Source organism: Candidatus Rhodobacter oscarellae (assembly GCF_001078595.1).
Lineage (GTDB): Bacteria > Pseudomonadota > Alphaproteobacteria > Rhodobacterales > Rhodobacteraceae > Rhodobacter_B > Rhodobacter_B oscarellae.
On the sequence record NZ_LFTY01000002.1, the window covers coordinates 3,716,472 to 3,731,130 of the forward strand.

The following is a 14,659-nucleotide window of genomic DNA, read 5'->3' on the forward strand; positions in this document are numbered from 1 at the left end:
CTCTTTTAGGGCGGCTTTTTTGTTGTCATCGCCTCAAACAGCCGTGATAGCTCGGAAATACGCCTTGCGGGCTCGACATTAGAATTTTTACCTTAATTTTAGGCAACGGGGTGCAAACTAGGTTAGACACCGCCCCAGAGCGAAGAGGAGTGCCTATGATCAATCGCCGTCCCGTGGCCCGCACGAAGGCCAAGAGCAAGCGCTGGGAACCGCCACGCGCGTTTTGGATGGGGCTGCCGCTGGCGGCGATGGCGCTGGGCCTGGCCACGATGGCCTTCGGCGAGACGGTGATCAAAAGCCACGGGGTGTCGAATTTCGATGCGCTGAAATACGGCTCCGATATGGCACATCTGGACTACGTGAACCCCGACGCGCCCAAGGGCGGCGAGTTCAGCCAGTGGTCGCAGGCCACCTTTGACAGCTTCAACCTCTACACTCGCAAGGGCGTGCCAGCTCCGCTGACCGGCCTGATGTATGAGAGCATCCTGACCAGCGCGGCGGATGATTTCTATGGCGCATACTGCTATATCTGCGAAACGCTGGAATACCCCGAGAGCCGGGACTGGGTGATCTTCAACCTGCGGCCCGAGGTGACGTTCTCGGACGGCTCGCCCATGACCGCCGAGGACGTCAAGTTCAGCTTTGACCTGGTGCTGGAGCAGGGGATCAGCGAGTACCGCTCTGTCGTGGAGAGCTTTGTTGAGAGCGTCGAGGTGCTGGGGCCGCACCAGATCAGATACAACTTCACCGACACCGCGCCCTTCAAGGACCGGCTGACCTTCGCGGGCGGCACCACCATTTGGTCCAAGACGTGGTTCGAAGAGACCGGCGCGCGGCTGGACGAGAGCACGACAGATCCCTTCATGGGCACCGGGCCCTATGTGGTCGATAAGGTCGATATCGGGCGGCAGCTGATCTATAAGCGGAACCCGAATTACTGGGGCGCGGACCTGCCCTGGAACATCGGCCAGAACAACTTTGACAGCATCCGCGTGGAGGTCTTCGGCGACAGCCAGGCGGCGTTCGAGGCGTTCAAGGCGGGCGAGTACACGTTCCGCAACGAGAACTCCTCGAAGACCTGGGGCACGGGCTATGACTTCCCGGCTTTAACGGACGGCAAAGTGCTGAGGGCCGAGCTGAAAGACGGCACGATCGGCAGCGCGCAGGCCTTCGTCTTCAACCTGGACCGCGAGGTCTGGAACGATCCAAAGGTGCGCGCCGCGGTGCGGTTGATGTTCAACTTCGAATGGTCGAACGAGACGCTGTTCTTTGGGCTCTATGAGCGGGTGAACTCGTTCTGGGAGAACTCGCCTTTGGAAGCGACCGGCGTGCCGACCGAGGCAGAGAAGGCGCTGTTGCAGCCCCTGGTGGACAAGGGTCTTTTGAACGCGTCCGTCTTGACGGAGGAGGCCATTATGGCGCCGACCTCGGGCAAGCGCGTACTGGACCGCAAGAACCTGCGCGCGGCGTCGGCCCTGCTGGACGAGGCGGGCTGGGCCGTCGGCGAGGATGGCATCCGCCGCAAGGATGGCGTGGAGCTAAAGGCGGATATCCTGTCTTTCAGCCCCGCCTTTGACCGCATCATCAACCCCTATGTCGAGAACCTCAAACGGCTTGGCATCGCCGCCAAATTGGACCGCGTGGATGTGTCGCAATATGTCGACCGCCGCCGCAAGGGCGATTTCGACATGACCACGCATTCCTTCGGGATGGGGTTCGAGCCGGGTTTTGGCCTGCGGCAATGGTACAGCCACGAGACCGCCGATGACAGCTCGCGCAACCTGATGCGGCTGCGCAACGAGGCCTATGACGAGCTGATCAACCATGTCGTCGCGGCCAGCACCTTGGACGAGCTGGAAACCGCCGTGCACGCGCTGGACCGCGCGCTGAGGGCCGAAGGGTTCTGGGTGCCGCAATGGTTCAAGGACAAGCACACGGTGGCCTATTGGGACATGTACCGCCACCCCGAACCGCTGCCGCCGCTGGCGCTGGGGGAGCTGAGCTTTTGGTGGTACGACGCCGAGGCGCATCAGCGCTTGCTCGATGCTGGCGCGTTGAAGCGGTAACGCACGCAGATGGGCGCCTATATCCTCCGACGGCTTCTGCTGGTGATCCCCACGCTGATCGGCGTGATGATCGTAAACTTCACGCTGGTGCAATTCGTGCCGGGCGGCCCGATCGAGCAGATCATCGCCAATCTCGAGGGCCAGGGCGATGTGCTGGAGGGGATCACCGGCAACGCGACGGAGACGTTTGAGACCGCGGAGGACAGCTCTTACATCGGCGGGCGGGGCCTGCCGGATGAGCTGATCGCCGAGCTCGAGAAAGAGTTCGGCTTTGACAAGCCGCCGGTGCAGCGGTTCCTGATGATGATGTGGAACTACATGCGTCTGGATTTTGGCGAGAGTTATTTCCGCGACATCGGGGTGCTGGAGCTGGTGCTGGAGAAGCTGCCCGTGTCGCTGAGCCTGGGGCTGTGGTCGGTGCTGCTGATCTATTTGATCTCGATCCCGATGGGCATCAAGAAGGCGGTCAGGGACGGCACGCCCTTTGATACCTGGACCTCTAGCCTGATCATCATCGGCTACGCGATCCCGGGATTTCTGTTCGCGATCCTCTTGCTGGTGCTGTTCGCGGGCGGGTCGTTTCTGCAGATCTTCCCGCTGCGGGGCCTGACCAGCGACAACTTTGACCAGCTGAGCGTGGCGGGGAAGATCCTCGATTACTTCTGGCACATCACGCTGCCGATCATCGCCTATACGATTGGCGGTTTCGCGACGCTGACGCTGCTGACCAAGAATAGCTTTCTTGACCAGATCAAGATGCAATACGTGGTCACGGCGCGCGCGAAGGGCCTGTCAGAGCGCCGCGTGCTGTATGGGCACGTGTTCCGCAACGCGATGCTGATCGTGATCTCGGGCTTCCCGGCGCTCTTTGTGGGCATCTTCTTTGGCGGGGCGATCTTTATCGAGACGATTTTCTCGCTGGACGGGCTGGGGCGGCTCGGGTTCGAGGCCGCGGTGCAGCGGGACTATTCTGTGATCTTCGGCACGCTGTTCTTCTTTGGGCTGATCGGGCTGGTGGTCGGGATCCTCAGCGACCTGATGTATGTGTTCGTCGATCCGCGGATCGATTTTGAGTCGCGGGAGACCTGAGATGGCCGTGACCGAACCCACCACCGGGGCGGCGCCCGTCGAGGCGCCGGGGATCTATGTGCCGGAGCCCAAGAAGGGTTTCTTTACGCTGTCGCCACTTAACAAGCGCCGCTGGCGCAACTTTACGCGCAACCGGCGCGCCTATTGGTCCCTGGTGATCTTCTCGATCCTCTTCGGGCTGAGCATCTTTGCGGAGTTCATTGCCAACGACAAACCGATCCTGGTGCAGTACCGCGGCGGCTACTACATGCCGATCTTCAACTTCTATCCCGAGCAGCAGTTCGGCGGCGATTTCCAGACCGAAGCGGTCTATGGCGATGTCGAGGTGCAGTGCCTGATTAAGACCGGCGGGTTGGAGGATTGCTTTGACGACCCCGAGGGCGTGATCGCTGATGCGGCGGACGGGGATGTCGCGGGCATTCCGGTCGAGACCGGCTGGCTGCTTTGGCCGCTGGTGCCCTATAGCTACGACACCATCGTGGACACCGGCGGCGTGGCGCCGGGCCCGCCCACATCGCAGAACCTCTTGGGCACGGATGACACGTCGCGCGACGTGCTGGCGCGGGTGATCTATGGCTTCCGATTATCCATCCTCTTTACCCTGGTGGTCACGGTGCTGTCCTCGTTTATCGGGATCATCGCGGGCGCGGTGCAGGGCTATTTCGGCGGCTGGGTGGACCTGATTTTCCAGCGCTTGCTAGAGATCTGGGGCGCCACGCCGATGCTTTATGTGATCATTATCACCTTTGCGATATTCGGGCGCAGCGTGGGCTTGCTGATCTTCCTGATGGTGCTTTTCGGCTGGCCGGCTTTGGTGGGCGTGGTGCGCGCAGAGTTCCTGCGGGCGCGGAACTTTGAGTATATCCGCGCCGCTAAGGCGCTGGGCGTTTCAAGCTGGACGATCATGATGCGCCATATGCTGCCCAACGCGATGGTGGCGACGCTGACGCTGATGCCGTTCCTGATCACGGGCACGATCGGCTCGCTGGCGGGGCTGGATCTGCTGGGCTTCGGCCTGCCGTCGTCGGCGCCGTCGCTGGGCGAGCTAACGCTGCAGGCGAAACAGAACCTGCAGGCGCCCTGGCTGGGCTTCACGGCCTTCATCACCTTCGCGGTGATGCTGAGCCTTCTGGTGTTCATCTTCGAGGGCGTGCGCGACGCTTTCGACCCGAGAAAGATCTTCCAATGAGCACCGTTTTAGACGTCAAGGACCTGACGATTGGGTTCCGGCAGGACGGGCGCGTGGTCGAGGCTGTGCGCGGCGTATCCTTCCATGTCGAGAAGGGCGAGACCGTGGCGCTGGTGGGCGAAAGCGGCTCGGGGAAGTCGGTGACGGCGTTGTCGACCGTGTCCTTGCTGCCCGAAAGCGCGCAGGTGAGCGGCTCCATCGACTATCTCGGCGAAGAGATGGTCGGCGCATCAGAGGCCGATCTGCGCCGGGTGCGGGGCAACGATATCAGCTTTATCTTCCAAGAGCCGATGACCTCGCTAAACCCGCTGCACACGCTGGAAAAGCAGATCATGGAGAGCCTGGCGCTGCACCAGGGCCTGACTGGGGATGCGGCGCGGGCGCGGATTGTGGAGCTGCTGGAGAAGGTGGGCATCCGCGAGGCGGCCTCGCGGCTCAAGGATTACCCCCACCAGCTATCGGGCGGGCAGCGCCAGCGCGTGATGATCGCCATGGCGCTGGCCAACAAGCCGGACCTTTTGATCGCGGACGAGCCCACGACGGCCCTGGATGTGACGATCCAGGCGCAGATCCTCGAATTGCTGGCGGAGCTGAAGCAGACCGAGGACATGTCGCTTCTGTTCATCACCCACGACCTGGTGATCGTGCGCCGCATCGCGGACCGGGTCTGCGTGATGCAGAACGGCGAGATCGTAGAGCAGGGGCCCACCGCCGAGATCTTTGACAATCCGCAGCATCCCTATACCCGCAAGCTCCTCAGCGCTGAGTCCGCGGGCGTCCCCGACCCGGTGCCCGCCGGCGCCGAGGAGATCGCGCGCACGGATGATCTGCGCATCTGGTTCCCGATCCAGCGCGGGCTCTTGCGGCGCGTGGTCGGGCATATCAAGGCGGTGAACGCGGCCTCTCTTTCGGTGCGCGCCGGTGAGACAATCGGGATCGTGGGCGAGAGCGGATCTGGCAAGACGACGCTGGCGCTGGCGGTGATGCGGCTGATCCAATCGGATGGCCCAATCCACTTTCTGGGCCGCGCGATCCAGGGCCACAATACGCGCGAGATGCGGGCGCTGCGGCGCGACATGCAGATCGTGTTCCAGGACCCTTATGGCAGTCTCAGCCCGCGCATGACGGTCGAAGAGATCATCGCCGAGGGACTGACGATCCACAAGGTGGACGCCAATCGCAGCCGGCGCGAACTGGTGGCAGAGATCATGGTCGAGGTCGGTCTGGATCCGGTCTCGATGCATCGCTACCCGCACGAGTTCTCCGGGGGGCAGCGGCAAAGGATCGCGATTGCGCGCGCGATGATCCTGCGGCCCAAGCTCTTGGTACTGGACGAGCCGACCTCGGCGCTTGATATGACGGTGCAGGTGCAAATCGTGGAGCTTCTGCGCGATCTGCAGAAGCGCTACGGGCTGGCTTATCTGTTCATCAGCCATGACCTGAAGGTCGTGCGTGCGCTCAGCCACAAGGTTATCGTGATGAAGCGCGGCGATATCGTCGAGGCCGGGGAGGCGCGTCAGATATTCCAGGACCCGCAGACGGAGTACACGCAAGAGCTGCTTGCGGCGGCGTTTGACGCGCATGCGGATGGCGCGGTCGCGTAGCGCCTTGTGCGGCTCTTGATGGCGGCCAGTGGGCGGGGCGGTGGCGCCCGGCTCTGCAAAAATTCACTGAAAATTCAGCGAATCGGTGGAAAATGAGCCCGGGTGGGCGGGCAAAGCCGCCTAAGACCTAAGGCCTAAGTCGGACCCTGGGCTGTGCATTCCATGTTCCGGGCCTTCAGACGCAGGCAGGCCCGTTTGGCGCTCTCTTTTGTCAGCCCCACAAAATGCGCGTCGTGCCCGCGCGCGCTGCTGGCGACCTTGCGCAAGGCGGTGTCCAGAGTGCCAAGCTCTGCGAGGGCAGTGCGGAGCAGGACGCGCTCTGCCTCGTATCGGGTGGTGAAGCGGCCGACATTGATGCTCCAGTGGCGTCCGCCGGATGTTGACAGGCGGGTGACGACCACGCGTTCGGGCTCTGGAGCTTGCTCAAGCGCGGCGGTTTGCACCGTGGGCCGGACGATCCGAGCGGGACGCGGCTGCGGTGCCATCGCCGCGGTCAGCGAATTGACCTGCGACGGTTTTTTGTTCCACTTAAAGCGCGGCAACGGGATCACTGAGGCGGTGCGCAGCTTTGGCGGCTCTTGCTGGACCGTCTCGGTTTGCACGGCGCTTAGGGTCTCGTCGATGCTCTCGGCCATCGCGATGAGCCGCTCCTGCGGCGGTTCTGCCGCTTCGGCGGTGGGCCGGGGCATTGGCCGCACGCTCTTGGCGACGGCGCGCACGACGCGAATGGTTTTGGACGGCTCCGCTGGTCCGGGGCCGACATGCGGTTTCACGGGTTTGCGCACGGCCACTTGGCTTGGCGCGCGGCTGAAGCCCAGGTCCATCAGCTCGGCCACTTTCGCGTTGCGCTGCGCCGTGGAGCGGCCACCGAACACCGTGGTGATGATGCGCTCTTGCCCGCGTTCGGCGGAGGCGACTAGGTTGAAACCCGCGGCGCGCGTGTAGCCGGTCTTGATCCCGTCAGCGCCCTTATAGGCCCCAAGGAAGCGGCGGTTCGTGTTGGCCACTTCAGCGATGCCCGCATGGGTCGAGCGGCGCGAGAAGATGTTGTAGTACTCTGGGTAGTCGTAGAACACGTGCCGCCCAAGGATCGTCATGTCCCGCGCGGTGGACAAATGCCCCGCCTCGGTCAAGCCATGCGCATTCTTAAAGTTCGAGCGCGTCATCCCCAACGCCTTGGCGGTGCGGTTCATGCGTCGCGCGAATGCGGCCTCGGAACCAGAGATCGCCTCTGCCAGCGCGGTGGCCGCGTCATTGGCCGACTTCACCGCTGCAGCGCGGATCAGGTAGCGCAGCTTGATGCGCTGCCCAGGTCTTAGACCCAGCTTGGAGGGCTGCTCGGCCGCCGCTTTCTTGGATATCTTCACCTTCGTGTCGAGGCTGATCTCGCCATTCTCAACCGCGCTGAACACCACATAAAGCGTCATCATTTTCGTCAGCGATGCCGGGTGCAGCCTGGTGTCGGCGTTGCGAGAGTGCAGGACCTTACCGGAGCGCGCGTCCATCACCATGGCCGCGTAGGGCGCCGCCACGACCGCGTTCGCGCATAGGATAAACGCAAATGTAATAGATAGCCCCCAAAGGGCCGCACGGTTCGAGAATCGGGTCACCGTATAGTCCTGCTCTGCCTCTCGCCCGGTATCTTTTGCCCGGATCGTTTGTTGTGGGCAAATTAGCACAGCAATTCGAATCGGAAAACAATTAATTTTCAATGGGTTTCAGAAAGTAGTTGATGCGGTGGGCAAGATGTAGCGGTTGCGCAGCACGGCGCCGCAACCTGTTCCATTGTGGCAAGATTAAGGCGGCGCGCTGAACGTCAGGCGCGACCACGATGCCGCAAACGCAACCCTAGATCTGCCGCCCCGGCGCGGCCAAATTGGCCGATGCGCCGATCCGGCCCTTTTCTCTCCCGCGGCGGCCCCTATATAGTGCGGTTCAAGCGAACAGAGTCCACCTGCGGAGTATACGGGCGTGACCCGACTTCCCCTTAACATGGCAGAACGCGACGGCGATGGCGACGGCGGTGACACCGGCGTCGTTGTCGAGACGCGTGCGAAAACGAAAAGGCCGCCGCTCTATAAGGTGATGCTGCTGAACGACGACTACACGCCGATGGAGTTCGTCGTGTTGGTGTTGGAACGCTTCTTTGGTCTCAACCACGCACAGGCCTTCGAGCTGATGCTGACCGTGCACAAGAAGGGCGTGGCCGTCGTGGGGGTCTTCGCCTTTGAGATCGCCGAGACCAAGGTCGGCCAGGTGATGGACTTTGCGCGGCGCCATCAGCACCCGCTGCAATGCACCATGGAAAAGGAATAGCCGGCTGTCGACGCGGCTAAGCCTCGCCGTGGAAACGGTCTTTGATGCGCCAGAGTTGGGCAGGATCGCGGTGTTTGCACCGCGCGCCGGGCTGGACCTTTCGGCGTTGGACAAAGACCGGCTGCACCTGATCCAAGGGTTCAAGCCCGACCATGATGCCTGGGCGCGGGCGGGCTATGACGTCTCTGTCGCCCCACAAGGCGCGTATTCCGCCGCCATCCTGTGCCTGCCGTGCGCGAAGGCCCTGGCCCGCGATCTTATCGCGCAAGCGCGCGCGCTCACCTCCGGTCCGATCTTGGTGGATGGCGACAAGGTGGACGGGATCGAAAGCGCCCTGCGGGATCTGCGGAAACGCGCCGAGGTCGGCGGCCCCGTATCAAAGGCCCATGGAAAGGCCTTTCAGGTGACCGGAGGCGACTTTGGCGATTGGCGCGCCGCGCCGGCGCAGGTGGAGGGCTTTCAAACTCTGCCCGGCGTGTTCTCTGCCGATGGCATCGATCCCGCCTCGAAGCTGCTGGCCGAGGCGCTGCCCGCGAAACTGCCAAAGCGCATGGCGGATCTCGGGGCGGGCTGGGGGTATCTGTCGGCGCAGACCCTATCGCGCGAAGGGATTGAGGCCTTGCACCTGGTCGAGGCCGATCACGCGGCGCTGGAATGCGCGCGGGCAAACGTGGCGGATGCCCGAGCGCGGTTCCACTGGGCGGATGCCCGCGACGTCGACCTAAAGGCGCTTGACGGTGTCATCATGAACCCGCCCTTCCATCAGGCGCGGGCGGCGGAGCCAAAGCTGGGCCTGGCATTCATCGCCTCGGCTGCGCGCATTCTCGCGCCCCATGGGCGGCTTTGGATGGTGGCGAACAGGCATTTGCCCTACGAGGTCTCGCTGAAAGATGCGTTTCGGACCGTCACTGAAATCGCTGGCGACACCCGCTTCAAAGTGCTGTACGCTGAAAAGCCCAGTCGCCGCGGACGCTGAAACCCGCTAACCTTCACCGAAAGAATCAGGGAGACGCAGATGTCTTTCTCGATCGCGGGTAAGACCGCCATCGTCACCGGCGCCGCCAATGGGGTGGGCCTCGCCATCGCGCGCCACTTCGTCGATCACGGCGCCAATGTGGTTTTTGCCGACCGCGACGAGGAGGGGCTGGACAAGGAGGTGGGCGAGCAATCGCAGCAAGAAGACAGCCCGGTGCGCGCGTTCTCGGGCGATCTGCGCGAGAAGCTGACCATTGCCAACCTTCTGTCGGCGACCTTGGACGCGTTCGATCAGGTGGACATCCTGGTAAACGCCAGCCGGCAGCTTCTGCCATCCGACCCGCTTGACCCCAAAGAGGACAGCGTCAGCACCCTGCTTGAACAGAACCTGATGACCAGCCTGCGCCTGACGCAGGCGATCTCGAAGCGCATGATCAAGCAGGCCGAAGAAGACGGCCGAGAGTCCGGCCAGGCCGGGGCTATTGTGAACCTCAGCTCGATCGCGGCGCGCAGGGCGCATCCAGAGCTTTTGGGCTACTCTGTGAGCTGCGCAGCGCTGGACCAGATGACGCGCTCGATGGCCGTCGCATTGGCGCCGCACCGCATACGGGTGAACGCGGTGTCTTTCGGGTCCGTCATGTCCGCCAGCCTACAGAACACCCTGAAAGGCGACGACGACAGCCGCGCCGACATTATCGCGCACACGCCATTGAGCCGCATCGCCCGCGCCAGCGAGGTGGCGGAGGCGGCGCAATTCCTGGCCTCAGACGGGGCGGGGTTCATGACCGGTCAGATTGTGACCGTCGATGGGGGCCGCACGCTTTTGGATTCGGTTGCCGCTCCGGCGCACTAGCCGCGCTCAGGCGCCCGCGCGCTCTAGCAAGAACCGCTGCGATAGGGGCAGGGCCGCCGCTCCTAGGGCGCGGGCATCCGCGCCAACAGAGCCGGTGAGAATGGCAGGGCGCGTGAGCCCGGTTAGGTCCTGCTCTGCCAGCTTTTCGTCGATTGTCTGGACCAGGCGTTCGCACAGGTCGCGGGGGATCCAACCATCCACCAGCACGTTGCCAAAGTCGATGATCGAGGCCGCCGACACGATCGCATGCGCGATGCCCGCCGCCGCGCCGTCGAGCCACCGATCCAAAATGTCGCCTTCTATGTCCCAGCCCTCGGCGCTGCGCCACATGCTGTCTGTGTCCCAGCCAGAGGCTCTCAGTTGGCCCTCTAGTCCAAACAGAGACGCCACATCCAATAGCTGCCGCACGCCGTTCGGTGTCGGCACGGGCATCGGCCCAACCGCGCCCGCATTCCCCGCCCCAGAGAACCGCGCGCCATTCAACACGATGCCGCCACCGATGAAATAGCCGACATAGAAATACAGGAAATTGCGTGGGCCGGTGGATGGCCCAAAGACGACCTCGGCCCCGCAGGCCGAGCTGGCATCGTTCTCTAGATAGATCGGGAAGTCGTGCCGCTCTGCCAGGGAGGACCGAATATCTGCCTTCCGCCATCCGGCCATCTTCTCCTTGGGCACACCAAGCGCGTCGGCCCAGTTCCACAGAAAGAAGGGCATCGCGATGCCCAGCCCAGCGATCCGGGCCCGCGCCGGAGCGGGAAGCCGGGCGGTTAACTCTGCGATCTGCTTGTCGGCGAAGGCAAACGTGCCCTCTGGAGTGGGGTAGCTGTGGAGCTCCATCGCACGGTGCAGGACCTGGCCCAGGAAATCGACCAGCACCAGTTCAACGCTGCGGCGCCCGACCTTCAGGCCAAAGAAGTAAGCGCCATCCTCGGCAAGCCGCATCGGCACCGACGGTTGGCCAACCTTGCCGCGCACCGGGTCGCCCTTGACCAGAAGGCCGTCGGCCTCCAGCGCGCGCATGATCACGGAAACGGTTTGCGGTGAAAGCCCCGTCACGCGCGCAATATCGGCCTTTGCCAAGGGTCCGCGCCGCCGCAGAAGCGACAGGACCAAGCGCTCGTTATGGGCGCGCATGCCAGATTGGTTCGAGCCGCGCACGAGCGAGGCCGCTTCATTTGTGCCGTTGGCGTCTGTCGCGCTATGCGCCTTCACAATCGTCTCCCGGTGAGGCGACGCAAACATGGGGCGATGAAATCCAGGAGTCAATAAATAAATCAAATAGATTTATTTATTGACTCCTTTAAGGCCATGATGTTTTTTCGACTCACGAGCGCCAGCCGGAATTTTGATGTTGGCGACCTCAAAGGCAGAGCCAGGCTAGGCTCATTCAAATTTTGGGAGGATTGAAGCATGAATATCAGATCACTACTGAGCGCGACGGCCATTGGACTGGTTGCTATGAGCGGCGCGGCCTTCGCGGGCGGGCATTCCACCACGGTGTGTTTGATCACCAAGACCGACACCAACCCGTTCTTCGTGAAGATGAAGGAAGGCGCGACCGCCAAGGCGGAAGAGCTTGGCATGACGCTGAAGGCCTTCGCGGGCAAAATCGACGGCGATAACGAGACCCAGGTGCAAGCTATCGAGACCTGCATCGCGGATGGTGCCAAGGGCATCTTGCTGACGGCTTCCGATACTGCGGGCATTGTGCCCTCGGTGGAGGCCGCGCGGGACGCGGGACTTCTGGTGATCGCGCTGGACACGCCGCTAGAGCCGATTGACGCCGCCGATATGACCTTTGCCACCGATAACTTCCTGGCGGGCGAGCTGATCGGCGCCTATGCCGCCGCCAAGATGGGTGGCGCGGCAGCGAACGCCAAGATCGCGATGCTCGACCTGGCCATCAGCCAGCCCACCGTGGGCGTGCTGCGCGACCAGGGCTTCCTGACCGGCTTTGGTGTGGACGTCAAAGACGTCAGCCGCTGGGGCGACGAGGATGACGCACGCATCGTCTGCAACGAGGTCACCGCCGGCAACGAGGAAGGTGGCCGCAAGGCGATGGAGACCTGCCTGGCCAAGGATGACGGCATTAACGTGGTCTATACTATCAACGAGCCCGCCGCCGCGGGCGCCTATGAGGCGCTCAAGGCCATTGGGCGCGAGAACGACGTGCTGATCGTCTCGGTGGATGGCGGCTGCCCGGGCGTGCAGAACGTGGCGGAAGGCGTGATCGGCGCCACCTCGCAGCAATACCCGCTGCTGATGGCGTCGCTGGGCGTGGAGGCGGTGAAGGCCTGGGCCGAGGATGGCTCCAAGCCGGCGAACTCGCCCGGTAAGGACTTCCTGGACACCGGCGTGTCGCTGGTGGCGAGCGAGTCCGTTGACGGCGTCGAGTCCATCGACGTCAAAGCGGGCATGGACCTCTGCTGGGGCTAATCGCCTGAGACAATCGTAGGATGGGGATCATCCCCATCCTACACTCTAGACGCGCGCCGCACCGCGCGTCTAACCTGCGCTCAGAGGCGCGATGCATAAGCGTTACATTTGATTAAGGGGGAAGGCATGTCCGACACCGGCTCGCAGGGGCAGGGGTTCGAGGCTTCGCTGAGTGAAGCCAGCGAGACCGTCGCGGAGTTCGAAGAAGAGCGCACGATGGTGCGCCGCCTGCAGCACCTCTTGCATGCCAACCCGTCGCTGGTGCCCTTCGTGGTGCTGGTGATCTCTATCGTCACGGTCGGGCTTTACATCGATTGGGAGGCGATCCAGGTCGCCATGGGCTGGGCGCGACTCGAGGAAGTCTCGGTCGGGCGCTTCCGCTTCTTCTCGGGGCGCACGATGGCGCTGATCCTGGATCAGGTGCAGATCGTGGGGATCCTGGCGCTGGCGCAATCGTTGATCGTATTGACGGCGGGGATCGACCTTAGCGTGGGCGCGATCGCGGTGTTCAGCTCTGTCGTGATGGGCCAGTTCACCTTCCGCTATGGCATCCCGCCGACCTTCGCGGTGATGCTGGGCCTGGCCGTCGGCACGAGCATCGGCGCCCTGTCAGGCTGGCTGGTGAGCCGGATCAAGCTGCCGCCCTTCATCGTGACGCTGGGGATGTGGCAGATCGTGCTGGCCGGGAACTACCTCTATTCCCGCAACGAGACGATCCGTCCAAACGATATCGCCGAGCAGGCCGCGCTCTTGCACCTCATGGGCTGGGATTTCCAGATCCGCGAGATCCTTGGCTACGAGGCGATCCGCGGCGGGGCGAACATTCCGCTGGGTGTTGTCTTGATGTTGATCCTTGCGGGCGGGCTTGCTTATGCGCTGCGCTCCACGCCCTGGGGGCGGCATGTCTACGCGGTGGGCGACGACCCCGAGGCGGCGGAGCTTGCCGGGGTGAACACGCGCAAGACGCTGATGTCGGTCTACATCCTGGCGGGTCTGATCTGTGCTGTGGCGGGCTGGGTGATGATCGGGCGGCTGGGGAGCGTGTCGCCCTCGGCCTCCACGGGCCAGATCGGCAACATCCAGGCGATCACCGCAGTGGTGATCGGCGGGATATCCTTGTTCGGCGGGCGGGGCTCGATCCTGGGCGCGCTGTTTGGGGCCTTGATCGTGAACGTGTTCCAGCTGGGCCTGCCCATGGCCGGGTTCGACAGCCAATGGACCTTCCTCTTGATCGGCATCTTGATCATTGGCGCGGTCACGGTGGACCAGGAAATCAGAAAGGTCTCGGTATGACGCGGCCGGTGTTGCAGGCAAAGGGCCTGGTAAAGCGCTATGGCCGGGTGACGGCGCTGGATCATGCGGATTTCGAGCTCTACCCGGGCGAGGTCTTGGGCGTGATCGGTGACAACGGCGCGGGCAAGTCCACGATGATCAAGGCGGTGTCCGGCGCGGTGATTCCGGACGAGGGCGAGGTGCTTTTGGAGGGGCAGCCGGTCAATTTCACCTCGCCGATCCACGCCCGTGAGCATGGCATCGAGACGGTCTATCAAACGCTCGCGATGTCGCCCGCGCTGTCGATTGCCGACAACATGTTCATGGGGCGCGAGCTGAAGAAACCGGGCTGGCGCGGGCAGGTCTTTGGGATGCTCGACAAGCCCGCGATGGAGACGTTCGCGCGCGAGAAGCTCACCGAGCTGGGGCTGATGACGATCCAGAACATTAAGCAGGCGGTCGAGACCTTGTCGGGCGGGCAGCGCCAGGGCGTGGCCGTGGCCCGGGCCGCGGCTTTTGGGTCCAAGGTGATCATCCTGGATGAGCCCACCGCCGCGCTGGGTGTGAAAGAGAGTCGCCGGGTGCTGGACCTGATCAACGACGTGCGCGCGCGCGGCATTCCGATCATCCTGATCAGCCACAACATGCCGCATGTGTTCGAGGTCTGTGACCGCATTCATATCCACCGGCTGGGCCGGCGGCTGACGGTGATCAATCCGGGGGATTACTCGATGTCGGACGCGGTGGCGTTTATGACGGGCGCGAAGGAGCCAGAGCAGGCTGCGGCGTAACGCATATCTGGCAGAAAGCTAGGGAACTCTTGGTGATCCGTCCCGGACCCTACATGGTACTGCAA

Annotated in this window: 12 protein-coding genes; 10 read left to right on the plus strand and 2 right to left on the minus strand. The window is 63.2% G+C overall.

The features are described from left to right. The first annotated feature begins 155 nt into the window (after positions 1-155). Genes AIOL_RS22510 through AIOL_RS22525 form a run of 4 tightly spaced genes read left to right on the plus strand, consistent with a single transcriptional unit; the run spans position 156 to position 5,948 of the window. Positions 156-2,066: an extracellular solute-binding protein gene (locus AIOL_RS22510; RefSeq protein ID WP_049645039.1), complete on the plus strand. Its 1,911-nt coding sequence runs from the start codon at positions 156-158 to the stop codon at positions 2,064-2,066. A 9-nt stretch (positions 2,067-2,075) separates the two neighbouring features. Continuing rightward, positions 2,076-3,155, plus strand: a complete 1,080-nt coding sequence (locus AIOL_RS22515; protein ID WP_049645040.1) for a microcin C ABC transporter permease YejB — start codon at positions 2,076-2,078, stop codon at positions 3,153-3,155. Position 3,156: 1 nt separating this feature from the next. Continuing rightward, a complete protein-coding gene (locus tag AIOL_RS22520; protein WP_049645041.1) occupies positions 3,157-4,344 on the plus strand; it encodes an ABC transporter permease in 1,188 nt (395 codons plus the stop codon). Continuing rightward, on the plus strand, positions 4,341-5,948 hold the full coding sequence (locus AIOL_RS22525) for an ABC transporter ATP-binding protein (RefSeq protein ID WP_049645042.1): 1,608 nt from the start codon (positions 4,341-4,343) through the stop codon (positions 5,946-5,948). The genes AIOL_RS22520 and AIOL_RS22525 overlap by 4 nt, the downstream gene beginning before the upstream one ends. A gap of 134 nt (positions 5,949-6,082) precedes the next feature. Here the strand turns inward: AIOL_RS22525 and AIOL_RS22530 are convergent, their stop codons facing one another. Further along, positions 6,083-7,459, minus strand: a complete 1,377-nt coding sequence (locus AIOL_RS22530) for a D-alanyl-D-alanine carboxypeptidase family protein (protein WP_082152838.1) — start codon at positions 7,457-7,459, stop codon at positions 6,083-6,085. Between the two features lie 481 nt (positions 7,460-7,940). On the opposite strand from AIOL_RS22530, the gene clpS reads away from it, so the two are divergent. Genes clpS through AIOL_RS22545 form a run of 3 tightly spaced genes read left to right on the plus strand, consistent with a single transcriptional unit; the run spans position 7,941 to position 10,092 of the window. Beyond that, positions 7,941-8,264 (plus strand): ATP-dependent Clp protease adapter ClpS, encoded by a 324-nt coding sequence (gene clpS / locus AIOL_RS22535; RefSeq protein ID WP_049645043.1) that lies wholly within the window; start codon positions 7,941-7,943, stop codon positions 8,262-8,264. A gap of 4 nt (positions 8,265-8,268) precedes the next feature. Then, positions 8,269-9,240: a class I SAM-dependent methyltransferase gene (locus AIOL_RS22540; RefSeq protein ID WP_049645629.1), complete on the plus strand. Its 972-nt coding sequence runs from the start codon at positions 8,269-8,271 to the stop codon at positions 9,238-9,240. A gap of 39 nt (positions 9,241-9,279) precedes the next feature. After that, complete coding sequence (locus tag AIOL_RS22545; RefSeq protein WP_049645044.1) at positions 9,280-10,092, plus strand: SDR family NAD(P)-dependent oxidoreductase; 813 nt, start codon at positions 9,280-9,282, stop codon at positions 10,090-10,092. Positions 10,093-10,098: 6 nt separating this feature from the next. On the opposite strand, the gene AIOL_RS22550 is transcribed toward AIOL_RS22545, so the two are convergent. After that, a complete protein-coding gene (locus AIOL_RS22550; protein ID WP_082152839.1) occupies positions 10,099-11,229 on the minus strand; it encodes an ROK family transcriptional regulator in 1,131 nt (376 codons plus the stop codon). A gap of 282 nt (positions 11,230-11,511) precedes the next feature. Here AIOL_RS22550 and AIOL_RS22555 point away from each other — a divergent pair, with 282 nt between their 5' ends. The 3 genes from AIOL_RS22555 (at position 11,512) to AIOL_RS22565 (ending at position 14,594) form a co-directional block, all read left to right on the plus strand. After that, positions 11,512-12,531, plus strand: coding sequence for a sugar ABC transporter substrate-binding protein (locus tag AIOL_RS22555; protein WP_049645631.1), 1,020 nt, complete (start codon positions 11,512-11,514; stop codon positions 12,529-12,531). Positions 12,532-12,657: 126 nt separating this feature from the next. Beyond that, positions 12,658-13,824 carry an ABC transporter permease gene (locus tag AIOL_RS22560; protein WP_049645045.1) on the plus strand — a complete coding sequence of 389 codons (1,167 nt, stop codon included), beginning with the start codon at positions 12,658-12,660 and terminating at the stop codon, positions 13,822-13,824. Continuing rightward, positions 13,821-14,594: an ATP-binding cassette domain-containing protein gene (locus AIOL_RS22565; RefSeq protein ID WP_049645046.1), complete on the plus strand. Its 774-nt coding sequence runs from the start codon at positions 13,821-13,823 to the stop codon at positions 14,592-14,594. Before AIOL_RS22560 ends, AIOL_RS22565 begins: the two co-directional genes overlap by 4 nt. The last annotated feature ends 65 nt before the right edge of the window (positions 14,595-14,659 follow it).